We start from the raw sequence: 22,878 nt of genomic DNA, 5'->3' as shown, positions 1-22,878 counted from the left end.
GTACCAAAACTCGCGCGGCCCACCGGCCGGCGGCCGTCCCGGGCCCGCGCGAACGGTGCCGGATCGCGCATTTTTACAACAAAAAAGGCGCGCGCCCCGCAACGGGACCGCGCGCCAAGCCTGGTACAACTTGGGGTCGTGCGCCGACGCTCAGCGCACGAGAAAACCGTAGGTCAGCGGATCGCGCTCGTCGACGATCCAGTTCGCGAACCCGCAGATGTGCGCGCTGCCCTCCACTTCCGGAATCACGGCCGGGATGTCGCCGACCGTCGTCTCGCGCAGCACGCGCCCCTTGAACACCGTGCCGACGATCGACTCGTTGACGAGCGTGTCGCCGGCCGCGAGCAGGCCGCGCTGGTATAGCTGCGCGACGCGCCCGCCGGTGCCGGAGCCGGTCGGCGAACGGTCGACCTCGCGATCCGCGAACACGCAGCAGTTCGCCTGCGTCGAGTCCGGATGGCGCGGCGCGTTCGCGATGATCGTGCCGTAGATATGGTTGATTTCGGGGATCTCCGGATGCACGACCGGATATTTCGCGTTCGCGGCGGCCTTCACCTCGGCACCGAAGCGGATCAGCTTTTCCACCGCCGCTTCGCGCACCGGCAGGTCGAACGGCGCGCCGTCGACGTAGAAATAGAACGCGCCGCCGTACGCGATGTCGCCGGTCACGGTGCCGAACGACGGCGTGTCGACCGACACGTCGCGCTGCCAGATGAACGACGGCACGTTGACGAAGCGCACCGGCCCCGCGTGTTCGCCGTCCCATTTCACGAACGCCTCGATGAAGCCGCACGGCGCGTCGATGCCGACGCGCGTCTCCGGCACGGTGCGCTGCACCCAGCCGAGCTCGACCGCGGCGGTCGACAGCGCGATGACGCCGTGTCCGCAATGGTCGCTGTAGCCTTCGTTGTGCACGAATATCACGCCGAAATCCGCGTTCGCCGATACCGGCTCGGTGAGGTAGCCGCCGTACATGTCGGCGTGGCCGCGCGGCTCGAACATCAGCGCCGTGCGGATCTCGTCGGCGTTCTCCTTGAGCCATGCGCGGCGCTGGACGATCGTGTCGCCGGGCAGGCGCGGCAGGCCGCTCGTGACGATGCGGAAGGCTTCGCCGCCGGTGTGGACCTCGACGGTGGAAAGGGATCGGGAAATTTTCATGGAGGATCGAAGACGTGAAGACGAAGGACGGCGCCGCGGCGCCGTCCGGTGACGGTTACTTCGCGTACGGTTCGGGCAGGCCGTTGCGGATCACGTAGACGGTGGTCGGCGCGCCCTTCAAGTCGCCGCGTTCGTCGAACGAATAGGTGCCCGCGACGCCCGCGTAGTTCGACTTCGCCAGCTGCGCGATCAGCTTCGCCTTGTCGGTGGTCGTGCCGGCCTTGACCATCGCGTCGGCGAGCAGCTTCATGCCGTCGTAGTAGTTGACGCCGTAAACCTGCGTGTCCGTGTGATAGGTGTCGTGGTATTTCTTCAGGAATTCGCGGCCGGCCGGCGTCTTCTCGAGCGCGACGCCACCCTGCGCGCAGTAGACGATCGACGCGGCCTCGCCCGCGACCTTGCCCATGTCGGCCGAGCAGATGCCGTCGCCGCCGAGCAGCTTCGCGCGCAACCCGCGCTGCTTCATTTGCTTCGCCATCGGCGCGCCCTGCGCCGCATAACCGCCGAGGAAGATCACGTCGGGATTGCTGGCCTTGATCTTGGTGAGAATGCCGAGGAAATCGGTCGCCGACGAGTTCGTGTATTCCTGGTCGACGATCTTGATCCCGTTCGCCTTCGCGACGTTCATGAACTGCTCCGCAACGCCCTGCCCGTACGCGGTGCGATCGTCGATGACCGCGGCGGTTTTCGCGTTCAGCGTCTTCGCGGCGAAGGTCGCCATCGTGCCGCCGAGCTGTTCGTCGCTCGCGCCGATCCGGAAGATGTTCTTGAAGCCCTGCCGCGTGAGCGCCGGGTTCGACGCGACCGGCAGGATCGGCACGCCCGCGTTGCTGTACACGCGCGACGCCGGAATTGCGACGCCCGAGTTGTACGGCCCGAGCACCGCGACGACGCCCTTGTCGACCAGGTTCTGCGCGACCTGCACGCCCGCCTTCGGGTCGGCCTGGTCGTCCTCGGACACCAGCTTGAACGTGACCGTCTTGCCGGCCACCTTCACGCCGGACTTGTTGAGCTCGTCGACGGCGAGGCGCGCGCCGTTTTCATTGTCCTTGCCGTTGGCGGCCTGCGGGCCGGTCAGCGGTGCCGAATGGCCGATCATCACGACTTCCTGCGCGTGTGCGGAAGTCAGCGCGCCGGCGGCAACGGCCACCGAGAGCGCGGTAACGAAGTGTCGCATGGTTGTCTCCTGATTGGTTTTGTGTGGAACCAATGTAGGACACAAGTGGTCAGTATGCAAGCAATTTCAAAATGATTTTTGCGCTTCTGGTCACTTTCAAGACCAGACTGGCGTGATACCCGTCATTTCGGCGTGATGTCGCGCCGAACACGAAGAATATGCTGTTCGACGTAGAAGGCGGCCGCATCGGCGTCGCCCGACACGATCGCCTCGTAGATCAGCCGGTGCTCGGACACGTAGAGTCGGATCCGGCCCGCGTCGTAGATGCCGTCGTCCTTCAGCCGCTTCCACAGCGGCTGGTCCATCGTCTTCGCGACTTCCTCCGCGATCTTCACGATCAGCGCGTCGCCGGTCATCAACGCGAGCTGCCGGTGGAACAGCCGGTCGCTCTCGTTCCACAGCGCCCGCTGCTGCGGATCGTCGATGTCGGCGATGGTTTCCATTTGCGCGAGATAGCCTTCGGCGACGGGATCGGCGCGCCCGTGCGCGGCGGCGAGGCGCGCGATCGCCGGCTCGAGGATGAGCCGCACGTCGAGCGTCGACGTCGGGCTGAAGTCGGCGTCGGGCACGCTGTGCATGTCGCCGCGCTGCGCGAGCACGTCGAGCGGCGCCGACACGACGTAGGTGCCCGAATTGCGCTTCGTGAACACCAGCCCCTCGTTCTGCAGCGCGCCGAGCGCCTCGCGCACGGCCGGCCGGCCGACCTGGAACAGCGCCGCGAGTTCGCGCTCCGACGGCAGCCTCGAATCGGCCGCATAGCGCCCCGCGCGGATCTCGTCGCGGATCTTCTCGGCGACCTGTTCGTAGATCTGCAACGGCCGGAAACCGGCTTCGAGCGATTCGGGACGTGCGGACATCATCTTGGGCTCCTGCCCGGTCGGGTGGTGGACGGGGAAACGGGTTCGCACTATACCGGAGCGATACCGGCGCCGGTGTATGCGACGCCCATCTGGACGGATATTAGAACCAAAATCGACCGTCTGCTGGCTTTTCCGGCTTGCCTGTCGGCGGGCAACTGGTATAGATTCGATCCAGAATGATTGCCATCTCGATATTCGGCAGCCTCCGGGGCGAGCGCGCCATGCGCACGTCGTCCCCGCCCACCGACACAACACCGACCGACACGATGACCGCTCTCTCCCGGATTCCCGCGTTCGACGCCGCCGAAACGGCCGCGCTGCTCGATTACCCCGCGCTGCTCGCCACGCTCGCACACACCGTCGCCGAATACGCGGCGGGCGAGATCGTCAGCCCCGAACGCCTGGTCGTGCCGCTGCAGGCGGGCGGCGTGATGCTGTCGATGCCGTCGAGCGCACGCGACCTCGCGAGCCACAAGCTCGTGAACGTGTGCCCCGGCAACGGCGCGCGCGGACTGCCGACGATCCTCGGCCAGGTGAGCGCGTACGACGCGACGACGGGCGCGCTGCGCTTCGTGCTCGACGGCCCGACGGTCACCGGGCGTCGCACGGCAGCCATTACCGCGCTCGGCATCCAGGCGCTGCACGGCGCCGCGCCGCGCGACATCCTGCTGATCGGCACCGGCAAGCAGGCGGCCAATCACGCGGAAGCGCTCGCGGCGATCTTCCCGGACGCGCGCCTGCACGTGCGTGGCTCGCGCGCCGACAGCGCGGCTGCGTTCTGCGCCGCGCACCGCGCGCAGGCGCCGCAGCTCGTGCCCCTCGACGGCGACGCGATTCCCGATGCGATCGACGTCGTCGTCACGCTGACGACGAGCCGCACGCCCGTCTATCGCGAAGCGGCGCGCGAAGGCCGTCTCGTGGTCGGCGTCGGCGCGTTCACCGCGGATGCCGCCGAGATCGACGCCGACACCGTGCGCCACAGCCGGCTCGTCGTCGACGACCCGGCCGGCGCGCGCCACGAGGCCGGCGACCTGATCGTCGCGCAAGTCGACTGGCGGCAGGTCGCGTCGCTCGCCGACGTGCTGCGCGGCGCGTTCGAGCGCAGCGGGCCGCTGCTGTTCAAAACGGTCGGCTGCGCCGCGTGGGATCTGGCCGCGTGCCGCACGGCCCGCGACGCGCTGGACGCGCGCGCGGCCGGCTGATTCCGCGGCAGCGGCCCACGATCCGCCCCCCCTGCGCGGGCCCCACCCGGTGTCGCTCGCACACGGACTCGCCTCTTTCCCGTACGCGTTGTAGGAAACGCCCTACAACGCGTCGCAGCGGCCTACACAAACTTCCAATTCGGCCGATTTCATTTTCGGCGGCGCAACACGATACTGCCGGCATGAATGCCAGCCTGTCGCCCGCCGTCGCACTCCGGGTGTTTCTCGTCGATCACGCCATTGCCGTCCGGCAACGGATCGCGCTGCTCGTCGGCGCGATCCGCGGCGTCGTGGTCGTCGGCGAGGCAGAAGACGGCGAGGACGCACTGACGCACATCCGCGGCAGCCACGCGGACGTCGTGATCGTCGACCTGCGGCTCGCTGACGGCAGCGGTCTCGACCTGATCGGGATGCTGTCGAAGGCTGCGCCGCGGATCGTCACGATCGTGCTGACGAACCATTCGGCGCCGGCATTCAGGGAGGCATGCGCGACGGCGGGCGCCGACTATTTCTTCGACAAGACCGCCGAATTCGACGCCGCATGCCACGTCATCGAATCCCTGGTGCGCGCTCGTGCGCACCGCCCCTGACCGAGCCGGAGTGACTCATGTCCACAGCCACCGCCTGCGCCGCCGACCCATCCGTCGCGCCTCGGCCAACGATTCCGCTTCCCGCGATCTCACGTAACGACGGCGCGAAGCATCCCGCCGCGCGCTGCTCGGCTTGCCTGATGCGCTCGCTGTGCCTGCCGCCGCACCTGACCGCCGCCGAATACGGCCGCCTGGACGCGATCATCTGTTCGACGCGCCAGGTTCGCCAGGGCGACGCGCTGTTCCGAACCGACGATCCGTTTCACAGCATCTACGCCGTGCGCGCGGGCTCGTTCAAGACGGTGATGATGCATCGCGACGGCCGCGAGCACGTGACCGGCTTCCAGATCGCCGGCGAAACGCTCGGCATGGACGGCATCGGCGGCGGCCAGCACTGCTGCGACGCGATCGCGCTCGAGGACAGCGTCGTGTGCGTCATCCCGTTCGGCGCACTCGAGGCGGCGTGCCGCGAAATGAAGCCGATGCAGCATTTCCTCTACCAGATGCTGAGCAGCGAGATCGTCCGCGAGTCGAGCCAGATGCTGCTGCTCGGCACGATGTCGGCCGAGCAGCGCGTCGCGCATTTCCTGCTGAACCTGTCGTCGCGCTTCGAGGCGCGCGGCTATTCGGCATCGGAATTCAACCTGCGGATGACGCGCGAGGAGATCGGCTGCTATCTCGGCATGAAGCTCGAGACCGTCAGCCGGATGTTCTCGCGATTCCATCGGGATTCCCTCGTCGAAACGCGCGGCAAGCGCGTGCGGATCATCGACGCACAGGCGCTCGCACAGGTGTGACGCACGGCGCGTCGCGCGTCATTGCGCGGTGGCGCCTGGCGTAGCCGCGTGCAGCGCGACCGCTTCGGATTCGCCCGCCTGCCATGCGGACAGTGCCTGCTCGGCCCGCGTGAACACGCGGCCAAGCACGTCGACCAGGTCGTCGCCGGTGCTGCACGGCAGCGATACCGGCGAGCGGCCGCGCATGCTCAGCTCGAGCCGCACGTCGTAGGCCAGGCCGCCGTCCATGCGCGGGCGCGATTCGATCACCAGACGGCAATCCTCCAGCCGTGCGCGGAATCGCTCCAGCCGCACCAACTGCACCCCCGCTTCTGCTTCCAGCGCGGCGGAACCCGCGAATCCGACGCAGACGATCTGCATGCCCACGCCCATGGCGCTCCTCCTGACGGGGTCGCCGCTCGTCGGCGGCGTTGCCTGTTCCTGTGTCTCCGTGCCTCGGTGTCCTGCGCGCGGCACGATCCTGCTTCACGCAGCGCGATGACGGCCGCGGCGATTACTGCCCTGGCAGCGTTGCATTCGCGCCGCCATCGGCACGATGCGGTTCATACGTTGAATGTCTGCGACGCCTTCATTTCGATCCATGTCATCCCGGCCCGCAACCCTTCGATCGCCGCCTCGTGCTCGGTCGGGTACGCATGACTGTGCTCGAACGTGTGGTGAAAGCGCGCCGGCCCGCTGCCGTGCTCGACCGTCACGCGGCACCGGAATTCGCCGGATTCGCACTGCCGCGTCTCGATCTCGACCGACCAGTCGCGCTCATGAATCGTGCCTTGCAGTGTCATGCATCCTCCTGCGGAATCAGTCATCCATCCGGAAGTGACCGCTGTGCAGCAACACCGGCCGGCCGCCGATTTCGTCGAGCATCCGTCGTGCCATCGCCTCGATCGCCGACCGGTGCGATTCGAACGCATGCAGCAAATCCCGTTCGAGCAGCGACGGCGCGCCGAAATGGTCTTCCAGCGCTTCAGCCGTGATCGCGCACTGCACGCAGCGGCCGTCGACCAGCGCCGAAAACGCCACGACCAGATCGCGTGCGCAATATTCGGGCGGTTCCGGTGGAAAGGCTATCTGCATCTGTCCGCCTGTCATCGTCGGGACGATTCATGACGTGAGCATAACGGCCCACGCCGCCGCACGCTTGACCCACGTCAACCGGCTCGCTGCGCCGCACGAGGCGGCTCACCGTCGCGCCGCCCGGCGGGGTTCAGCCGGCATCCGTGTCGAGCGCCGCGCCGCGCTCCGCGAGCAGTTCGCGCAGCACGCTGCGATGGCAGCGGCGCTCGTCCTCGCAGTAGCAGCCGATCGAAAACGAGCTCGTCGCCGACAGCGCGGCGAGCAGGTCCAGCACCTTCGGCGCGTCGCCATGCGCCATCTCCGCGCGGAAGTGGCGCGTGAACGCGCGCCATTCGGCGTCGGTTTCGGCGGCCTGCGCCTGCGCGACCAGCTCAGGGCTCGGCGACAGCGTCGGCAGCCACACATCATAGTAGTCGCGCGATGCGAATTCCGCCTTCGGTACGCCGCGCGGCGGTCGCCGCACCGTGCCGATCCTCAGGCCCTCGCCGGCCGCGCGCGGCATGCCGAGCCGTACGATTCGAATAGCCATGCCGCTCCTTCATCATGCGTTCGATCCGCCATCGTACCGCCGCACCGCGACCGCGCAAGAAAAAACCGGCTGTCTCCGCGAGGGAAACAGCCGGTTTCGGCGATGCGATCGTGCGCCCGCGGGCGCGCCGTCAGACGCCGCTCTTCAGCACCTTGCCGATCGCATCCGCGACGATGCCGACGTTCGAATCGTTCAGCCCCGCGACGCACATGCGCCCCGAGCGCAGGATGTACACGCCGTGCACTTCGCGCAGCGCTTCGACCTGCGATTCGGTCAGGCCCGTGTACGTGAACATCCCGCGCTGTTTCACGTAACGCGTCAGTGCTTCGCCGCTGACGTGGTCGCGCAGGCCGTCGTGGATCGACTGGCGCATCCGCGCGATGCGGCGGCACATCGCGGCGAGCTCTTCTTCCCACTGCTTGCGCAGCGCGGGCGTGTTGAGCACGGTCGCCACGACCTTCGCGCCGTAGGTTTGCGGATTGCTGTAGTTCGAGCGCACCGCGCCGGCCAGCTGGCCCAGCACGCGCTCGGCCGCGGCCGCATCCTCGCAGACGACGCTCAGGCCGCCGACGCGCTCGCCGTACAGCGAGAAGTTCTTCGAGAACGAGTTCGCGACGAGCGTCGGCACACCGCGGCGCGCCAGTTCGCGCACCGCGAACGCGTCCGCGTCGAGGCCCGCGCCGAAGCCCTGGTACGCCATGTCGACGAACGGCAGCAGCCCGCGCGCCTCGATCACGTCGATCAGCTTCTCCCACTGGCCTTCGTCGAGATCGACACCGGTCGGGTTATGGCAGCACGCGTGCAGCAGCACGATGCTGCGCGCCGGCAGCGCGTCGATCGCCGCGAGCATCGCGTCGAACTTCAGGCCGCCCGTCGCTTCGTCGTAGTACGGGTACGTGTTCACCGTGAAGCCCGCGCGCTCGAAGATGAAGCGGTGGTTTTCCCAGCTCGGATCGCTGAGCCACACCTGCGCGTCCGGGAAGTAGCGCTTCAGGAAATCGGCGCCCACCTTCAGCGCGCCCGAGCCGCCGAGCGTCTGCACGGTCGCGATGCGGCCGGCCGCACGCGCCGGGTGATCGGCGCCGAACACGAGCGCCTGCACGGCGTCGCGATACGCGGCAAGGCCGACCATCGGCAGATAGGGCTTCGGGCCGAGGTCGCGTTGCAGCGCGGTTTCGGCTTCGCGCACGGCACCCATCACGGGAATCCGGCCTTCGGCATCGAAATAAATGCCGATGCTCAGGTTGACCTTCTGATCGCGCGGATCTTTCTGGAAGTTCTCGTTGAGCGTCAGGATCGGATCGCCCGGGTACGCGTCGATGTGTTCGAACATGGCTATGTCGGTCTCGTTTGGAAGAATGGTCGTGATGCCCGTGTCAGCCGGCGGACGCGCCGTCGCGGATCGCGTAGCCCGCATTCTTCTGCCGGAAGCGATACCCGATCGCGAGCACCGCGAGCCATACGGGAATCAGGTACACCGACAGGCGGAGATCCGGCGTCAGGTACATCACGACGAGAATGCCGGCCATGAACGCCAGGCACAGGTAATTCGTGAAAGGATAGCCCAGACTGCGGAAGGAAGTCTGCTCTCCGGCGATGCGCTTGGCCTGGCGGAACTTCAGGTGGATCAGCGTGATCATCGCCCAGTTGATGATCAGCGCCGACACGACGAGGCCCATCAGCACCTCGAACGCCTTGCCCGGCATGAAGTAGTTGACCAGCACGCACGCGCCGGTCGCGAGCGCCGACGCGCCGAGCGCGGCGAGCGGAATGCCGCGCTTGTTCACCGAGCACAGCACCTTGGGCGCGTTGCCCTGCTTCGCCAGGCCGAACAGCATCCGGCTGTTGCTGTACACGCCGCTGTTGTAGACCGACAGCGCGGCCGTCAGCACGACCACGTTCAGCACGTTGGCGACCACGTTGCTGCTCAGCGCGTGGAAGATCAGCACGAACGGGCTGCCGCCGGTGACGACCTTTTCCCACGGATACAGCGACAGCAGCACCGCCAGCGCGCCGATGTAGAAAATCAGGATGCGGTAGATCACCTGGTTGGTCGCGCGCGGAATGCTGTGCTTCGGATCGTCGGCCTCGGCCGCGGTGATGCCGATCAGCTCCAGCCCGCCGAACGAGAACATGATCGCCGCCATCGACATCACGAGTCCCGACACGCCGTTCGGGAAGAAGCCGCCGTGCTGCCACAGGTTCGCGATGCTGGCTTCCGGCCCCGCATGGCCGCTCGCGAGCAGCCAGCCGCCGAAGCCGATCATCCCGACGATCGCGGCGACCTTGATGATCGAGAACCAGAATTCGGTCTCGCCGTACGATTTCACGCTCGCCAGGTTCAGGAGGTTGATCGCGACGAAGAACACCAGCGCCGACACCCAGGTCGGCACGCCGGGCCACCAGTACTGCACGTAGATCCCGACGGCCGACAGCTCGGCCATGCTGACAAGGATGTACAGCACCCAGTAGTTCCAGCCGGACAGGAAACCGGTGAAGTGGCCGACGTACTTGTCGGCGAAGTAGCTGAACGAGCCGGCGACCGGCTCGTCGACGACCATCTCGCCGAGCTGGCGCATGATGAAGAACGCGACGACGCCGGCCACCGCGTAGCCGAGCAGCACGGACGGGCCGGCCATCTTGATCGTCTGCGCGATGCCGAGGAACAGCCCCGTGCCGAGCGCGCCGCCGAGCGCGATCAGCTGGATGTGCCGGTTCTTCAGCCCCCGCTTCAGGCCGTCCTTCTCGTTTCCAGAAACCATGTCTTCTCCATTCTGCCCGCCTCCGCCGGAAGCGGTGCGGCGCGCCTCGGTGTGCCGGGCGCTGTTTTGCTGTGCCGGCGGCCGTTCGTGGAGCCGCCGGGTTGGGGGACTGCAATCTTCGCGCGGCGACACCCGTTTCCTGTCGGCAGGCCCGCCAGACCGGCCGCCGACCGTCGCCCTCGCCAGCATTGCTGCGGGCGCACACGAAAATCCGGCGTCAGTTTAGCGTCGCGGCGGCGAAATCGGGTTGCGTAACCCGCTCATGCAAACCCTACATTATGAGATAAGATTGCATCCGGGAGACAGATGAGGAAACAAAAATGCCTGAACCGGTTCTCGATCGCATCGATCGCCACTTGCTGTCGGTGCTGCAGGAGAACGGCCGCGCGTCGAACCTCGACCTGGCGAAGGCCGTCGGCCTGTCGCCCGCGCAGACGCTGCGACGCCACCGGAGGCTGGAGGAAATCGGCGCGATCCGCCGTTACGAAACCCGTCTGTGCCCCGACACGCTCGGGTTCGGCGTCACCGCGTTCGTGCACGTGACGATGGAGCGCGGGCATATCCGCGACCTGTCGAAGTTCCAGAAGCTCGTGTCGGATCTCGCGCAGATCCAGGAATGTTTCTCGGTGACGGGCGATATCGACTACGTGCTGAAGGTCGTCGCGCACGACCTGAAGGGGCTGTCCACGTTCCTGCTCGAAACGCTGATGCGGATTCCCGGCGTGAGCGGCGTGCATTCCAGCGTGTGCCTCGACGAGATCAAGTGCACGAGTGCGATGCCGGTGGAAAGCTGACACGGCGCCGCGCGACCGCCCGGGCGACGCAATGCCCGGCTGCCGCGCTCAACGCACCGCCTCGAACGCGCTGATCAGCAGCGCGCCGCCCGCGATCACCATGCATCCCGCCGCGCGACGCGGCGTCAGCCGCTCGCCGAGATACACGCGGGCGATCAACGCCGCGAACACCACGCTCGTTTCGCGCAGCGCCGACACCGGGCCCATCGGCGCGCGATCCATCGCCCAGATCACGATCGCGTACGCAAGCGCCGCGAAGACACCGCCGCATGCGGCCTTCGCCGTTTCGCCGACATCCTGCGCGAGCCGCAGCGGCCCCGCGCGCAGCCGGTAGTACGCGGCCATCAGCAACCCCGTCAGCACGAACATCCACGCCGTATAGCCGACCGTGCTGCCGCTTTCCCGCACGCCGATCCCGTCGACCACGCTGTACGCGGCGATCGATACGCCGGTGGCGAACGCGGTCGGCAACACCTGCGTCATCCGGTGCCGCGCGCCGCGGCCCCGCTCCAGCCCGATCGCCATGATGCCCGCGCAGATCAGCACGAGCCCGCATTGCGCGCCCGCGTTCAGGCGCTCGCCCGCGAACGCCGCCGCGCCGAGCGTGACGAGCAGCGGCGCGGTGCCGCGCGCGACCGGATACGCGACGGTCAGGTCGCCGTGCTCGTAAGCGCGCACCAGCAGCAGCGTATAGACGACGTGGATCACCGCCGACGCGACGACGCAAACCCAGCTCGCGGGCGTGATCGGCGCGGCGGCCGGCAGGAACAGCAGCGCGAACAGCCCGATCGCGATCTGCAGCACCGTGGCCGAGCGCAGCCGGTCGCCGCTGCTGCGCACGAGCGCATTCCACGCCGCATGCAGGAAGGCGGCGCACAGGACGGCAAACAGAACGGGGATCGGCACGCTGAACACTCGCTGACGGCCGGCAACGCGAAATCGTCGCCGCGAGCCAACCATCGTATGAATGCGTCACCCGATTGTCAAAAAGGAACGCGGCCCGGCATCCCGGACGAACCGGCCCGCCGTGCGCCATCGCCCGCCCCGCGCGACATCCGCGGCCATGGCCGTGCCGATCGCCGAATGTGTCGCCCGGGTTGCATCCGCTCCGTCCCTTTCCGCTTTCTTTCGCGCCGCGTCGCGCCGTAATGAAATCGATACCGCGGCGCAACCGTCGCGAAACCGCTCCGCCCCCATATCTTCATACCGGACTGTTTCAATGCCGGTGCTCTATCGCGAGCTTCGCGCCGAACCGACACGGCAACGGGGCCGCGCTCCACCGTCGAAAACCTACCTGGAGTTTCCCGATGTTCCGTCAAGCCTTGCTCGTCACCGCGTGCGCCGGCGCGGCGCTTGCGCTGTTCGCCTGCGGCGGCAGCGACGACCCCTCGTCGACGCCCGCCGTGTCGTCGCAGGATGCGCTGCAGACCGCCACGCCGATCAAGCACGTCGTCGTGATCTACGGCGAGAACGTGTCGTTCGACCACTACTTCGGCACCTACCCGAACGCGTCGAACCCGTCCGGCGAACCGGCGTTCACCGCGAAGCCCGGCACGCCGACGATCAACGGGCTGACGGGCACGCTGCTCACCGCGAACCCGAACTTCACGAACACGGCCAACGGCACCGACGCCGCGAACCCGTTCCGCCTGGACCGCACGCAAGCCGCGACCGCCGACCAGAACCACGCGTACACGGCCGAGCAGCAGGCCGAGGACAACGGCCTCGCCGACCTGTTCCCGAAATACACGGGCAAGGGCTCGTCCGGCGGCGCCGGCGCGTTCGGCACGAAGGGCCAGGTGATGGGCTATTTCGACGGCAACACCGTGACCGCGCTGTGGAATTACGCGCAGCGCTTCGCGATGAGCGACAACGCGTATACGACGGTCTACGGCCCGTCGACGCCGGGCGCGCTGAACGTCGTGTCGGGCCAGACCAACGGGATGCAGATCGTCAAGACGTCGAAGCAGCCGTCGACGCTCGCCGCCACGTCGTACTACATCAACGACGGCCAGGGCGGCTTCACGATGATCAACGACGTCGACCCGGGCTACGACGTGTGCTCGAGCACGACCGACCAGGCGATGATGAGCGGCAAGAACATCGGCGACCTGCTGAACGCCGCGAAGATCACGTGGGGCGGATTCATGGGCGGCTTCAACCTGTCGACGACCAACAGCAACGGCACGACCGGCTGTAGCCGCAGCACCGTCGCCACCGCCGTGAACGCCGCGACGGCCGACTACATCCCGCACCACAACTGGTTCCAGTACTACGCGTCGACTGCCAACCCGCAGCACACGCGGCCGAGCGCGGTCGCGGCGATCGGTTCGAGCTTCGAAGCCGACGGCAAGACGGCCGAACCGGCGAACCACCAGTACGACAGCGACGACTTCTTCGCGGCCGTGAAGGCCGGCAACTTCCCGTCGGTCAGCTTCCTGAAGGCACCGGCCGCGCAGGACGCGCACGCGGGCTATTCGGATCCGCTCGACGAGCAGGCGTTCGTGACGAAGGTCGTCAACTTCCTGCAGCAGCAGCCGGACTGGCAGAACACGGCCGTGATCGTCACCTACGACGACTCGGACGGCTGGTACGACCACGCATACACGGCGCCGACGCATTCGTCGTCCGACGCGGTCGACCAGTTGAACGGCAACGGCGTGTGCGGCTCGGGCGGCACCACCGGCGTGAACGGCGGCACGGTGAACGGCCGATGCGGTCCGGGTGTGCGCATCCCGCTCGTCGTGATCTCGCCGTATGCGAAGCAGAACTACGTCGACCACACGATGCTCGACCAGGCGTCCGTCGTGCGCTTCATCGAGGACAACTGGCTCGGCGGCCAGCGCATCGGCGGCGGTTCGTTCGATGCGACGGCGGGCGACCTGCGCGGGCTGTTCGACTTCTCGTCGAAGCCGAATACGGCGCCGCTGTATCTCGATCCGACGCAAGGCACCGTGCTGAGCGCGGCGCCGTCGATCTGACCGGCATCGCGTAACCGGCAGCAGCAGGCCGGCGCATCGTGCGCCGGCCGTTTCCGTTTGACGCGCCGCTTTCACGCGGCGCCCGACTTTCGACCGACAGCATGACAGCTCGTCCCGCGTTCCCGTCTCCCGACGCATCCGGCGCCGCCGCGCCGCGTTCCCCTGCCCGCGCGGTGCGCCGCGCGGCGTTCGCGCTCGGCGCGGCCGTACTCGGCTACGGCGCATTCGCGATCGCGTTTCCGGCCCGCACGCCGGCGGCGATCGGCGACGTCGTCGCCGACTGGACGGGCGCGAATCCGCATCCGGTCGTGCTGCAGCGCCCGGCCGCGCAGCCGCTGTCGGCCGTCGCGCAACTCGGGCGTGCGCTGTTCGCCGATCCGTCGCTGTCGGCATCCGGCAAGCAGTCGTGCGCGTCGTGCCACAGCCCCGACCATGCGTACGGGCCGCCGAACGGGCTCGACGTGCAGCCGGGCGGCCTCGCGATGACGCAACAGGGCTACCGCCCGCCGCCGTCGCTGATGTATCTGTATCGCCAGCCGAATTTCAGCATCGGCCCCGATGCGGGCGAAAACGACGCAGCGCCGAGCGTCGCGCAGCAGGCTGCATCGGCGGCCGGGGTCGTCAAGGCGCAAAAGGTGGCCGGCGCGTCGGCCGCGCCGCAGCTCGTGCCGCAGGGCGGGATGTTCTGGGACGGCCGCGCCGATACGCTGCAGCAGCAGGCGTTCGGGCCGCTGCTGAACCCGGTCGAGATGGCGAATGCGAGCATCGACGACGTCGCGCGCAAGCTCGCGCAGTCGTCGCATCGCGCGCAGTTCGAGCAGCTGTTCGGCGCGCGCGTGTTCTCCAGCCCGCGGCTTCTGGTGTCGGAGGCGATGTTCGCGATCGCGCGCTATCAGGTCGAGGATCCGTCGTTCCATCCGTACGACAGCAAGTACGACCGCTGGCTCGAAGGCCGTGCGCGCTTGACGCAGGCCGAATTGCGCGGGCTGCGGCTCTTCAACGATCCGGACAAGGCGAATTGCGCGGGTTGCCACCTGTCGAAGCCCGGCAAGGACGGCTTGCCGCCGATGTTTACCGACTACCAGTACGAGGCACTTGGTGCGCCGCGCAACATGGCGCTCGCGCAGAACCGCAACCCGGCGTTCCACGATCTCGGCGTGTGCGGGCCGTTCCGCGAGGATCTCAAGGACCAGACGCAGTACTGCGCGATGTTCCTGACGCCGACGCTGCGCAACGCGGCGACGCGCCACGTGTTCTTCCACAACGGCGTGTTCCACACGCTCGACCAGGTGATGGCGTTCTACAACGAGCGCAGCATCTCGCCGCAGAAGTTCTATTCGCGCGGCGCGGACGGCAAGGTCGACGAATATGACGACATTCCGCCGAAGTACCGCGCGAACGTCGATGTGACCGATGCGCCGTTCGACCGCAAACCCGGTGACAAGCCCGCGATGACCGCGCAGGACATCAAGGATATCGAAGCGTTTCTCGGCACGCTGACCGACGCGCCGGCACGCTGAGCATCGGCGGTCCGCCGCGCGTCGTCAGCGGCGCGCGCGGATGCAGAGGAACGCCGGAGCCAGCGACAGCTCCGCATGGAGCCGCTCCGACACGGCCTTCATCGCCGGCAGCGGCGTCGGTTCGACGAATCGCTCGAGCCGCCAGCCGGCGTCGGCGAGCGCGTTCAGGATGTCGGCAAGCGGCCGGCGCCATGCTTCGACATAGGGCTTCGGTTCGCCGAAACCCGACCAGTGGAAGCCGAAACGGCTCGTATCGAAGTACGTGGCGTCCCCGCGTGTGCGCTCGTCCATCCAGTCGCGCATCGGATGCGCCATCGAGAACACCAGCGGCGCGCCTGGCCGCGCGACACGCCTGAATTCGCGCAACGTCGGCGCGAGATCGCGCACGTAGTCGAGTGCGAGCGAACACAGGATCGCGTCGAACGCGTGGTCGGGCAGCCAGTCGAGCGGCGCCGCGAGATCGCCCTCGGCGACGTCGACCGCGAGCCCCGCGCAGCGCGCGCTCGCGAGCGCGACCATCTCGGGCGTGATGTCGAACGCGTGAACGGTCGCACCGTGGCGCGCGAGATGCTCGCTGCAGATGCCGGGCCCGCAGCCGGCGTCGAGGACCGTCAGGCCGTCGACGTCGCCGAGCAGTGCCATCGTTGTCGGACGCTCGTAGAGTGCGTTGTGCGCCTTGGTCGGCGCGATGTCCGCGTAGCGTTGCGCGAAGCTTGCATACACGCGGCGTGCGGATGGTTCGTTCGGATCGGTCATGCGGCATCCGTCGGCGGGAATCGGAGGCTCGATTCTGCACGATCGGCGTGCTGCTGGCGACGTTCGAGGTGCCGATCATTCATGAAAGGCTGCGAGCTAACCGCACCTTGCCACACCGGTGGCGAATTGGACACGCTGCGGCTCGTGCAGCGGCCGCGGCCGAGACCGGCGCCAGACGCTTGCGCGGAAGCCGGGAAACGGGAAACGGCAAGGATTGCGACGGCGCGCGCTGGCTACCGCGCCGCCGTCGCCGGCGTGCCGATGGTTGCGGCGGCATCCATCCGCCGCTCCGCCAGTTGCTGCGCAAATCGATACGCAACCAGCGAGCCGGCCACGGCCAGCAGCATCGGCACCAGGCTGTCGTGATTCACACGCGTGAACTCGAGCAGCAGCACGACGGCCGTGATCGGCATCTGCATCGACGCGGCAAGGAACGCGGTCGCGCCGATCAGCGCGCATCCGCCGATCGACGCGCCCGGCCACACGAGACTCCACATCCCGCCGAGCACGACACCCAGCAGCGCGCCGTTCGCGAGCCCCGGCGTCAGGAGCCCGCCCTCCGCCCCCGCGCGCAGGCTGCCCGCCTCGATCAGCACCTTCAGCACGAGCAGCGTCGCCGCGACGCCGATCGTCAGCGTGCCGTCGAAGCCCAGTGAAGCCGGCCCCTTGCCATTGCCGAGCAGCTCCGGAAACCGCATCGCGAGCACGCCGATGACCGCGAAGTTGACCAGCGCGAGCACGGGGAACAGGCGACCCTTCGGCGCATCCGCCCGCGCGCGAGTCGTGAGCCGCACGAAGCCGTAGGCGGCAAAACCGAACAGCGGCCCGCAGACGATCGACCACGCGACCAGCGGCGCGCTCAGCGCGAACGCGGGCACCGTGTACTGATGTTCGTTGCCGAGCCCGATCCATGCGACGGCCGCCGCGATCGCCGACGTGACGACGGCCGCCACCAGCGCCCGCAGTTCGAATGTGCCGAGCAGCACTTCGAGCACGAACACGGCACCGCCGAGCGGCACGTTGTAGACGGCCGCGAGGCCGGCGCCCGCGCCGCACGCGACCATCAGCCGGCAATCGGCGGGCGTGAGCCCCGCGCGATGCGCGAGCCGCCCAGCCAGCAGCGAGCCGATCTCGCGCGGCGCGACTTCGCGGCCGAGCGGCGAACCGAGCGCGACGGTGACGATCTGGAGCAGCGCGTGCACCATCGTGCTGACGAACGGCATCCGCGGATCGGCGGCACGAACGGCCCGGCGGATGCTGACGAGCGGTTGGCCGAACCGGTAAAGCGCCCACCAGCCGCCGCCCGCGACGAGCCCGCAGACGACGAGCACCGCGAGCCGGCGCAGCGGCTCGGCGCCGGTCACGCCCGCGAGGAAGCTCTCGGTCCCGACGACGTGCGCCAGGCTGTAGCCGTAGGCCACATGCTGGATCGCGTGCAGCAGCAACGCGAGCAGCATCCCGCCGACGCCTGCGCCGACGCCGGTCAGGACCGTGACGGCAGCCATCCGCGCGAACGGGCTGGCCGACGGCGAGGAAGAAGCGGGAGCGGACGGGAGATCGAGGCGCATGAGGTCGGCGAACGAGAATCGACAAGACGGCGCGCACCATGCACGCCGCCGTCAGGACCGCATCGTAGGCGCCGGCCTCTCATGAGACAAACGTATTTTTCTGATCAACTCATGCATTTTCCGAATGCGCGAGTGGCGGCGACCCGTGGCGGTGTGCGCCGCCGCCACCCCGATCGCACTACTGCGGATACGTGATGCGCTCCGGCTCCCGCCGCATGATCACCTTCCCGTGACGCACCGACAGCGTGGCCTTCGCCTGCCGGCGCACCGCTTCGTAGTCGCTGTCCGCGTCGAGCACGACCAGATTCGCCGGTCGTCCGACCGCGATCCCGTAGCCGTCGCCGAGATGCATCGTCGTCGCGCTGTGATCGGTCACGAAGTCGAGGCAGCGCTGCAGGTCCTGGTAGCCCATCATGTGGCAGATGTGCAGCCCGGCGTCGAGCACGCGCAGGATGTTGCCGTTGCCGAGCGGATACCACGGATCCTTGATCGAATCCTGTCCGAAACACACGTTCAGGCCCGCGCGGTCGAGTTCCGCGACGCGCGTGACGCCGCGCCGCTTCGGAAACGTGTCGAAGCGCCCCTGCAAATGGATGCTCTCGGTCGGGCACGACACGAAGTTCAGGCCCGCTCGCTTCAGCAGCCGGAACAGCTTCGAGCAATACGCGTTGTCGTACGAACCCATCGCGGTCGTATGGCTCGCCGTCACGCGCGCGCCCATCCCGCGCACGCGCGCTTCTTCCGCGAGCACTTCCAGAAAGCGCGACTGCGGATCGTCGGTCTCGTCGCAATGCACGTCGACGAGGCAGCCGGTGCGCTCGGCCAGTTCCATCAGGAAGCGGATCGAGCTGACGCCCTGCTCGCGCGTGTTCTCGAAATGCGGAATGCCGCCGACGACGTCCGCGCCAAGCTCGATCGCCTGCTCCATCAGCGCGCGGCCGCCGTCGAACGACTCGATGCCTTCCTGCGGAAACGCGACGATCTGCAGGTCGATCAGCCCGCGCACCTCGTCCTTCACTTCGAGCATCGCCTTCAGCGCGGCCAGCGTCGGATCGGTGACGTCGACATGGGTGCGCACGTGCTGGATGCCGTGATCGCGCAGCATGCCGATCGCCGCATGCGCGCGCGTCTTCGTGTCCGCGTGCGTGATCGTCGCCTTGCGCTCGGACCAGCGCTCGATTCCCTCGAACAGCGTGCCGCTCATGTTCCAGGCCGGCTCGCCGGCCGTGAGCACCGCGTCGAGATGGATGTGCGGTTCGACGAGCGGAGCAATCGCGAGCCGGCCGCCCGCATCGACATCGCCGGCGCCGACGACAGCCACCGGCGCGGCTTGCGCGTCGATCCGCGCGATCCTGTCGCCGTCGATGCCGATCGTGAACAGCCCGTCGCGACCGCGCAGGCGTGCATTGAAGAGGTTCATGTGGGTCCAGGCGTCATGCGGCGCCAGCGCGCCGCGTGGTGGGGAAAACCGGCTCCGGCGATGCGTGCCGCGCTTAGTTGAAATCCTCGATCGTCAGGCCGGTGGCCGCGCGCATCTCGTCGTTCGTCACGTCGCGCACGTGCTTGCCGAACGTCCACACATGCCGGCCGGGGTCGCGCGCGCGATACATGCGATCGCCGTAGAACTGGTCGGCCGGCGCCTGCAGGATCTCCGCGCCGGCCGCACGTGCGCGCTCGCAGTGCGCGTCGATGTCCGCGTCGTCGGGAAGGTGCACGTGGACGTGCTGCGTGTTGCGATCGCCGATGTCTTCCGGCGACGCGATGAAGTCGGCCCATGCGCCGCCGATCATGACGAGGCCGTCGCCGAACTTCATTTCCGCATGCGCGATGTCGCCTTCCGGCGTAGTGACGACGATCGAGCGCTCGAAGCCGAATGCCCGTTCGAGCCATGCCAGCGCGGCTTTCGGGTTGCGGTAGCACAGCGCGGAACTGAACGACGGACGGCGAGGCGTGGTCATCGGATGTCTCCGGATCTCGGCATGGGTCCGCTCATTCTCCACGCGCGCGGCGCGGCAATCAACTCCCGCACCGGTGACGCCCGTGTTGTCAATGCGCGACACGGCGAACGCCGCTGGCCTGCATCTCGCGTCGCGCCGTCGACGAAAACTCACGCCATCCGGCCTCCGCATCGATTTGTGAACGCCATGTGACGCACTCTTGCGCAACTCGCAACGGTGCACTCGCGCGCCGGCGGCCGCAATCGCGCGACCCCGCCCCTACACTTGCGCCGAACTTTGGTCACTCGTCCCACACGCAGGAGCAGTTACATGAACAAAACCCTGATTGCCGCCGCATCCGCCACCGCGCTGTTCGCCCCGCTCGCGCATGCACAGAGCTCGGTCACGCTGTATGGCCTGATCGATGCCGGCATCGCGTACACGAACAACGCGGGCGGCGCATCGCTGTGGCGCATGACCAGCGGCACCGTCAACGGCAGCCGCTTCGGCCTGCGCGGCACGGAAGATCTCGGCGGCGGCGTGAAGGCGCTGTTCGTCCTCGAGAACGGCTTCAACGTCAACAACGGCGCGCTCGGCCAGGACGGCAAGCTGTTCGGCCGCCACGCGTACGTCGGCCTGACCAGCAGCGGCTACGGCACGCTGACGCTCGGCCGCCAGTACGACACGATGGTCGACTTCGTCGCGCCGCTGTCCGCAACGTCCGGCGACTTCGGCGATACCGGCTTCGCGCACCCGTTCGACAACGACAACCTGAACCACTCGGTGCGCATCAACAACGCGGTGAAGTACACGAGCGACACGATCGCGGGCTTCAAGATCGGCGCGCTGTACGGCTTCTCGAACTCGACGAACTTCGCCGGCAACCGTGCGTACAGCGTCGCGGCGAGCTACACGAACGGCCCGCTGAAGCTGGCCGGCGCTTACCTGCAGATGAACGGCACGAAGGGCTCGACGAGCGCGAGCCCGGGCGCGACCGACGTAGCCGAAGCGAAGAGCGTGAGCCAGGGCGGCTGGTCGGTGGGCGCGGACCGCATGCGCAGCTACGGCGGCGGCGTCAGCTACGTGTTCGGTCCGGCGACGGTCGGCTTCGTCTACACGCGTTCGCAGTACGACAACTCGGGCTCGTTCGGTTCCACGGGCCAGGTCGCGTTCAACAACTACGACGTGAACGTGCGCTACGCGGTGACGCCGGCCGTCAGCCTCGGCGCCGCATACGTGTACACGGACGCCAGCGTGTCGAACCCGGACAGCAAGCACGGCACCGATCCGAAGTGGCACCAGGTCGACCTGCAGGCGGTGTACAAGCTGTCGCGCCGCACCGATCTGTACGCGGAAGCGATGTATCAGCACGCGTCGGGCCGCGGCTACCAGGCGTTCATCAACACGTCGGGCGGCGCATCGAGCACCGCGAACCAGATCGTCGGCACGATCGGCATGCGCACGCGCTTCTGAGTTCGGCGCCGCAGGACCGCATGTCGCCCGCCTGCCGCGAACCTGTCTTGACGGACAGGTTCGTGCAACGCGGGCGACGTGCATCAATGTTGTTCCATCTGGAAATCTGCTTGCCTGGAATCGGGGTTTTTGCGCCCGCGTGCGCTGCATAGACTGGCATCGATGGTTCGGATCACACATCGATCGCCGGACCGGCCTCACACCCCGTCTACAGGAGAACATCGTGAAATCGCTCGTCGTTACCGCCGCCGCTGCCGTCCTGCTTGCCGCACCGGCCCTGTCGTTCGCTCAGTCCGCCAAGTCGCCCGTCACGCGCGCGCAGGTGCTGCAGGAGCTCTACGACCTCGAATCGGTCGGCTACAACCCGTCGCTCGGCGATGCCGGCAACTATCCGGACGACATCATGGCCGCGCAGGAACGCCTGGCGGCAAAACGGCTCGCCGAGCACAAGGCCGCGCATGCCGCATATGGCCCGGCCGGTGCGGGCGCAACCGAATCGGGCGTGGCCGTCAAGCCCGCGCTGTGAATGCATGACGCTACGCCGCGCCCGCATGACACGTGTCCTGCGGGCGCGGCGTAGTTCGCGCGAACCGGTCCGTGACGACGGATGCGGCCGGACCGCGTGCCGTCGGGCACGCGGCCGTCTTTTTACGTAGTCGCATATTCGGCGTATTCGCCCTCAGGCGGCCTGCGGTTCCCGCTCGATCGCGTTCAGCATCTCGACGTCGTGCGCGATCATCCCCGGCACCTGCGCACGCAGCATCTCGACCCAGGTGCGCACCTTCGCGTCGACGAAGCGGCGCGACGGATACAGCGCATACACGTTCATCTTCTGCAGGATGTGACCGGGCAGCACACGCACGAGCGTGCCCTCCTGCAACGCGTCGATCGCCGCGTACAGCGGCAGCATGCCGATCCCGATGCCGTCGCGAATCGCGAGCGCGAGCGATTCCGCCGTGTTGGTCTGCACCGGCCCCGCGACATGGATCTGCTCGACGCCCTCGGCGCCTTCGAGCACCCATTCGTGGGTCGGAAACGCCGGCGTGCAGAGCGTCAGGCACGCATGCGCGCCGAGATCCTGCGGCCGCGCCGGCGTGCCATGGCGCTTCACATACTCCGGCGACGCGCACAGGATGCTGAAGGTCGAACCGAGCAGATGCGACACGAGCTCCGAATCGGGCAGCGACGACGCGGTCACGACCGCCATGTCGCTCGTGCCGTCGAACAGGTCGGGCATGCGCTGCGACAGCGACAGCTCGATCGATACGTCCGGATATTGCGTGTGATAGCGCGTGAGCGCGGGCATCACGTAGTGATGGCCGACGCTCGCGAAGCTGTGCATGCGCAGCACGCCGGCCGGCCGCTCGTGCGCGCAGCTCGCCTCTTCCTCGGCGCGATCGACGTCGGCGAGGATCTGGCGGCAGCGCCGCAGATAACTTTCGCCGGCCGACGTCAGCGCGAGGCGGCGCGTCGAGCGATTCATCAGACGGGTGCGCAGGCGCGCCTCGAGTTCCGACACCGCGCGCGACATCGCGCCCGTCGTCGAATTCAGCGATTGTGCGGCCGCGGTGAAACTGCCTGTCTCGACGACGCGCGTAAACACCCGCATGTTTTGTAGGGTATCCATTCCTGTGAGCCACCTGTAGCGGAGCCGCTATTTTCCTCCAGCGGATGCGACAGATTGTTACGCGCCCTGCAAC

23 protein-coding genes are annotated in these 22,878 nt (G+C 67.8%); 8 read left to right on the top strand and 15 right to left on the bottom strand.

Features of this window, described 5'->3' with window-relative positions; genetic code table 11:
- Window positions 1-150 precede the first annotated feature (150 nt).
- The 3 genes from lhpH to WS87_RS22645 all read right to left on the bottom strand — a co-directional run bounded on the left by lhpH (window position 151) and on the right by WS87_RS22645 (window position 3,195).
- The gene (gene lhpH, locus WS87_RS22655) at window positions 151-1,158 is read right to left on the bottom strand and encodes a trans-3-hydroxy-L-proline dehydratase (RefSeq protein WP_059700340.1); all 1,008 of its coding nucleotides are present in this window, start codon (window positions 1,156-1,158) and stop codon (window positions 151-153) included.
- Window positions 1,159-1,213: 55 nt separating this feature from the next.
- The gene (locus WS87_RS22650; RefSeq protein ID WP_059819050.1) at window positions 1,214-2,335 is read right to left on the bottom strand and encodes a branched-chain amino acid ABC transporter substrate-binding protein; all 1,122 of its coding nucleotides are present in this window, start codon (window positions 2,333-2,335) and stop codon (window positions 1,214-1,216) included.
- Window positions 2,336-2,457: 122 nt separating this feature from the next.
- Window positions 2,458-3,195 (bottom strand): FadR/GntR family transcriptional regulator, encoded by a 738-nt coding sequence (locus WS87_RS22645; RefSeq protein ID WP_059819049.1) that lies wholly within the window; start codon window positions 3,193-3,195, stop codon window positions 2,458-2,460.
- Window positions 3,196-3,461: 266 nt separating this feature from the next.
- On the opposite strand from WS87_RS22645, the gene lhpI reads away from it, so the two are divergent.
- The 3 genes from lhpI to WS87_RS22630 all read left to right on the top strand — a co-directional run bounded on the left by lhpI (window position 3,462) and on the right by WS87_RS22630 (window position 5,784).
- The gene (gene lhpI / locus WS87_RS22640) at window positions 3,462-4,397 is read left to right on the top strand and encodes a bifunctional Delta(1)-pyrroline-2-carboxylate/Delta(1)-piperideine-2-carboxylate reductase (RefSeq protein WP_059525712.1); all 936 of its coding nucleotides are present in this window, start codon (window positions 3,462-3,464) and stop codon (window positions 4,395-4,397) included.
- A 182-nt stretch (window positions 4,398-4,579) separates the two neighbouring features.
- Window positions 4,580-4,987: a response regulator transcription factor gene (locus WS87_RS22635; RefSeq protein ID WP_059690044.1), complete on the top strand. Its 408-nt coding sequence runs from the start codon at window positions 4,580-4,582 to the stop codon at window positions 4,985-4,987.
- A 17-nt stretch (window positions 4,988-5,004) separates the two neighbouring features.
- Entirely contained in the window at window positions 5,005-5,784 is a 780-nt protein-coding gene (locus WS87_RS22630; protein ID WP_059525375.1) for a helix-turn-helix domain-containing protein, read from the top strand.
- Between the two features lie 18 nt (window positions 5,785-5,802).
- Here the strand turns inward: WS87_RS22630 and WS87_RS22625 are convergent, their stop codons facing one another.
- The 6 genes from WS87_RS22625 to WS87_RS22600 all read right to left on the bottom strand — a co-directional run bounded on the left by WS87_RS22625 (window position 5,803) and on the right by WS87_RS22600 (window position 10,149).
- Entirely contained in the window at window positions 5,803-6,156 is a 354-nt protein-coding gene (locus WS87_RS22625) for a hypothetical protein (RefSeq protein ID WP_059819048.1), read from the bottom strand.
- Between the two features lie 170 nt (window positions 6,157-6,326).
- Window positions 6,327-6,566 carry a hypothetical protein gene (locus tag WS87_RS22620; RefSeq protein WP_059819047.1) on the bottom strand — a complete coding sequence of 80 codons (240 nt, stop codon included), beginning with the start codon at window positions 6,564-6,566 and terminating at the stop codon, window positions 6,327-6,329.
- Window positions 6,567-6,582: 16 nt separating this feature from the next.
- Window positions 6,583-6,873, bottom strand: coding sequence for a DUF1488 domain-containing protein (locus WS87_RS22615; RefSeq protein WP_059819046.1), 291 nt, complete (start codon window positions 6,871-6,873; stop codon window positions 6,583-6,585).
- Window positions 6,874-6,988: 115 nt separating this feature from the next.
- Complete coding sequence (locus WS87_RS22610) at window positions 6,989-7,387, bottom strand: DUF488 domain-containing protein (RefSeq protein WP_059819045.1); 399 nt, start codon at window positions 7,385-7,387, stop codon at window positions 6,989-6,991.
- Window positions 7,388-7,517: 130 nt separating this feature from the next.
- On the bottom strand, window positions 7,518-8,720 hold the full coding sequence (locus WS87_RS22605; protein ID WP_059819044.1) for an amino acid aminotransferase: 1,203 nt from the start codon (window positions 8,718-8,720) through the stop codon (window positions 7,518-7,520).
- A 43-nt stretch (window positions 8,721-8,763) separates the two neighbouring features.
- On the bottom strand, window positions 8,764-10,149 hold the full coding sequence (locus WS87_RS22600; protein ID WP_059525363.1) for an amino acid permease: 1,386 nt from the start codon (window positions 10,147-10,149) through the stop codon (window positions 8,764-8,766).
- A gap of 320 nt (window positions 10,150-10,469) precedes the next feature.
- Between WS87_RS22600 and WS87_RS22595 the strand changes: the two genes are divergently transcribed.
- Window positions 10,470-10,943, top strand: coding sequence for an Lrp/AsnC family transcriptional regulator (locus WS87_RS22595; protein WP_006479071.1), 474 nt, complete (start codon window positions 10,470-10,472; stop codon window positions 10,941-10,943).
- Between the two features lie 48 nt (window positions 10,944-10,991).
- Here WS87_RS22595 and WS87_RS22590 read toward each other — a convergent pair whose 3' ends face one another.
- On the bottom strand, window positions 10,992-11,903 hold the full coding sequence (locus WS87_RS22590) for an EamA family transporter (protein WP_059690041.1): 912 nt from the start codon (window positions 11,901-11,903) through the stop codon (window positions 10,992-10,994).
- 347 nt (window positions 11,904-12,250) lie between these two features.
- Between WS87_RS22590 and WS87_RS22580 the strand changes: the two genes are divergently transcribed.
- The gene (locus WS87_RS22580; protein ID WP_059819043.1) at window positions 12,251-13,924 is read left to right on the top strand and encodes a phospholipase C; all 1,674 of its coding nucleotides are present in this window, start codon (window positions 12,251-12,253) and stop codon (window positions 13,922-13,924) included.
- 101 nt (window positions 13,925-14,025) lie between these two features.
- Window positions 14,026-15,444 carry a cytochrome-c peroxidase gene (locus tag WS87_RS22575; RefSeq protein ID WP_059819042.1) on the top strand — a complete coding sequence of 473 codons (1,419 nt, stop codon included), beginning with the start codon at window positions 14,026-14,028 and terminating at the stop codon, window positions 15,442-15,444.
- Window positions 15,445-15,468: 24 nt separating this feature from the next.
- On the opposite strand, the gene WS87_RS22570 is transcribed toward WS87_RS22575, so the two are convergent.
- The 4 genes from WS87_RS22570 to WS87_RS22555 all read right to left on the bottom strand — a co-directional run bounded on the left by WS87_RS22570 (window position 15,469) and on the right by WS87_RS22555 (window position 19,726).
- Complete coding sequence (locus WS87_RS22570) at window positions 15,469-16,200, bottom strand: class I SAM-dependent methyltransferase (RefSeq protein ID WP_059819041.1); 732 nt, start codon at window positions 16,198-16,200, stop codon at window positions 15,469-15,471.
- A gap of 233 nt (window positions 16,201-16,433) precedes the next feature.
- A complete protein-coding gene (locus WS87_RS22565; protein WP_059819040.1) occupies window positions 16,434-17,768 on the bottom strand; it encodes a chloride channel protein in 1,335 nt (444 codons plus the stop codon).
- A gap of 178 nt (window positions 17,769-17,946) precedes the next feature.
- Window positions 17,947-19,188 (bottom strand): cytosine deaminase, encoded by a 1,242-nt coding sequence (gene codA / locus WS87_RS22560; RefSeq protein ID WP_059819039.1) that lies wholly within the window; start codon window positions 19,186-19,188, stop codon window positions 17,947-17,949.
- Between the two features lie 73 nt (window positions 19,189-19,261).
- Window positions 19,262-19,726 (bottom strand): VOC family protein, encoded by a 465-nt coding sequence (locus WS87_RS22555; protein ID WP_059525349.1) that lies wholly within the window; start codon window positions 19,724-19,726, stop codon window positions 19,262-19,264.
- Between the two features lie 309 nt (window positions 19,727-20,035).
- Between WS87_RS22555 and WS87_RS22550 the strand changes: the two genes are divergently transcribed.
- Window positions 20,036-21,178 (top strand): porin, encoded by a 1,143-nt coding sequence (locus tag WS87_RS22550; RefSeq protein ID WP_059819038.1) that lies wholly within the window; start codon window positions 20,036-20,038, stop codon window positions 21,176-21,178.
- A gap of 223 nt (window positions 21,179-21,401) precedes the next feature.
- On the top strand, window positions 21,402-21,704 hold the full coding sequence (locus WS87_RS22545) for a DUF4148 domain-containing protein (RefSeq protein ID WP_059525344.1): 303 nt from the start codon (window positions 21,402-21,404) through the stop codon (window positions 21,702-21,704).
- Between the two features lie 153 nt (window positions 21,705-21,857).
- On the opposite strand, the gene WS87_RS22540 is transcribed toward WS87_RS22545, so the two are convergent.
- Complete coding sequence (locus WS87_RS22540) at window positions 21,858-22,805, bottom strand: LysR family transcriptional regulator (RefSeq protein WP_059525343.1); 948 nt, start codon at window positions 22,803-22,805, stop codon at window positions 21,858-21,860.
- Between the last annotated feature and the right edge of the window lie 73 nt (window positions 22,806-22,878).

Origin of the sequence: Burkholderia sp. MSMB0856, from assembly GCF_001524645.2 — a bacterium.
GTDB lineage: Bacteria > Pseudomonadota > Gammaproteobacteria > Burkholderiales > Burkholderiaceae > Burkholderia > Burkholderia diffusa.
Note: the sequence above shows the minus strand (reverse complement) of the source record. Positions and strands in the feature narration are given on the sequence as shown.

What these genes read in the sequence shown, in the direction of transcription:
- WS87_RS22620 (WP_059819047.1), bottom strand. Translation starts at nt 6,566, where the DNA reads ATGACACTGCAAGGCACGATTCATGAGCGCGACTGGTCGGTCGAGATC.
- lhpH (WP_059700340.1), bottom strand. Translation starts at nt 1,158, where the DNA reads ATGAAAATTTCCCGATCCCTTTCCACCGTCGAGGTCCACACCGGCGGC.
- WS87_RS22595 (WP_006479071.1), top strand. Translation starts at nt 10,470, where the DNA reads ATGCCTGAACCGGTTCTCGATCGCATCGATCGCCACTTGCTGTCGGTG.
- WS87_RS22645 (WP_059819049.1), bottom strand. Translation starts at nt 3,195, where the DNA reads ATGATGTCCGCACGTCCCGAATCGCTCGAAGCCGGTTTCCGGCCGTTG.
- WS87_RS22540 (WP_059525343.1), bottom strand. Translation starts at nt 22,805, where the DNA reads ATGGATACCCTACAAAACATGCGGGTGTTTACGCGCGTCGTCGAGACA.
- WS87_RS22555 (WP_059525349.1), bottom strand. Translation starts at nt 19,726, where the DNA reads ATGACCACGCCTCGCCGTCCGTCGTTCAGTTCCGCGCTGTGCTACCGC.
- codA (WP_059819039.1), bottom strand. Translation starts at nt 19,188, where the DNA reads ATGAACCTCTTCAATGCACGCCTGCGCGGTCGCGACGGGCTGTTCACG.
- WS87_RS22625 (WP_059819048.1), bottom strand. Translation starts at nt 6,156, where the DNA reads ATGGGCGTGGGCATGCAGATCGTCTGCGTCGGATTCGCGGGTTCCGCC.
- WS87_RS22600 (WP_059525363.1), bottom strand. Translation starts at nt 10,149, where the DNA reads ATGGTTTCTGGAAACGAGAAGGACGGCCTGAAGCGGGGGCTGAAGAAC.
- WS87_RS22570 (WP_059819041.1), bottom strand. Translation starts at nt 16,200, where the DNA reads ATGACCGATCCGAACGAACCATCCGCACGCCGCGTGTATGCAAGCTTC.
- WS87_RS22635 (WP_059690044.1), top strand. Translation starts at nt 4,580, where the DNA reads ATGAATGCCAGCCTGTCGCCCGCCGTCGCACTCCGGGTGTTTCTCGTC.
- WS87_RS22590 (WP_059690041.1), bottom strand. Translation starts at nt 11,903, where the DNA reads ATGGTTGGCTCGCGGCGACGATTTCGCGTTGCCGGCCGTCAGCGAGTG.
- WS87_RS22550 (WP_059819038.1), top strand. Translation starts at nt 20,036, where the DNA reads ATGAACAAAACCCTGATTGCCGCCGCATCCGCCACCGCGCTGTTCGCC.
- WS87_RS22565 (WP_059819040.1), bottom strand. Translation starts at nt 17,768, where the DNA reads ATGCGCCTCGATCTCCCGTCCGCTCCCGCTTCTTCCTCGCCGTCGGCC.
- WS87_RS22580 (WP_059819043.1), top strand. Translation starts at nt 12,251, where the DNA reads ATGTTCCGTCAAGCCTTGCTCGTCACCGCGTGCGCCGGCGCGGCGCTT.
- WS87_RS22605 (WP_059819044.1), bottom strand. Translation starts at nt 8,720, where the DNA reads ATGTTCGAACACATCGACGCGTACCCGGGCGATCCGATCCTGACGCTC.
- WS87_RS22650 (WP_059819050.1), bottom strand. Translation starts at nt 2,335, where the DNA reads ATGCGACACTTCGTTACCGCGCTCTCGGTGGCCGTTGCCGCCGGCGCG.
- WS87_RS22615 (WP_059819046.1), bottom strand. Translation starts at nt 6,873, where the DNA reads ATGACAGGCGGACAGATGCAGATAGCCTTTCCACCGGAACCGCCCGAA.
- WS87_RS22630 (WP_059525375.1), top strand. Translation starts at nt 5,005, where the DNA reads ATGTCCACAGCCACCGCCTGCGCCGCCGACCCATCCGTCGCGCCTCGG.
- lhpI (WP_059525712.1), top strand. Translation starts at nt 3,462, where the DNA reads ATGACCGCTCTCTCCCGGATTCCCGCGTTCGACGCCGCCGAAACGGCC.
- WS87_RS22610 (WP_059819045.1), bottom strand. Translation starts at nt 7,387, where the DNA reads ATGGCTATTCGAATCGTACGGCTCGGCATGCCGCGCGCGGCCGGCGAG.
- WS87_RS22575 (WP_059819042.1), top strand. Translation starts at nt 14,026, where the DNA reads ATGACAGCTCGTCCCGCGTTCCCGTCTCCCGACGCATCCGGCGCCGCC.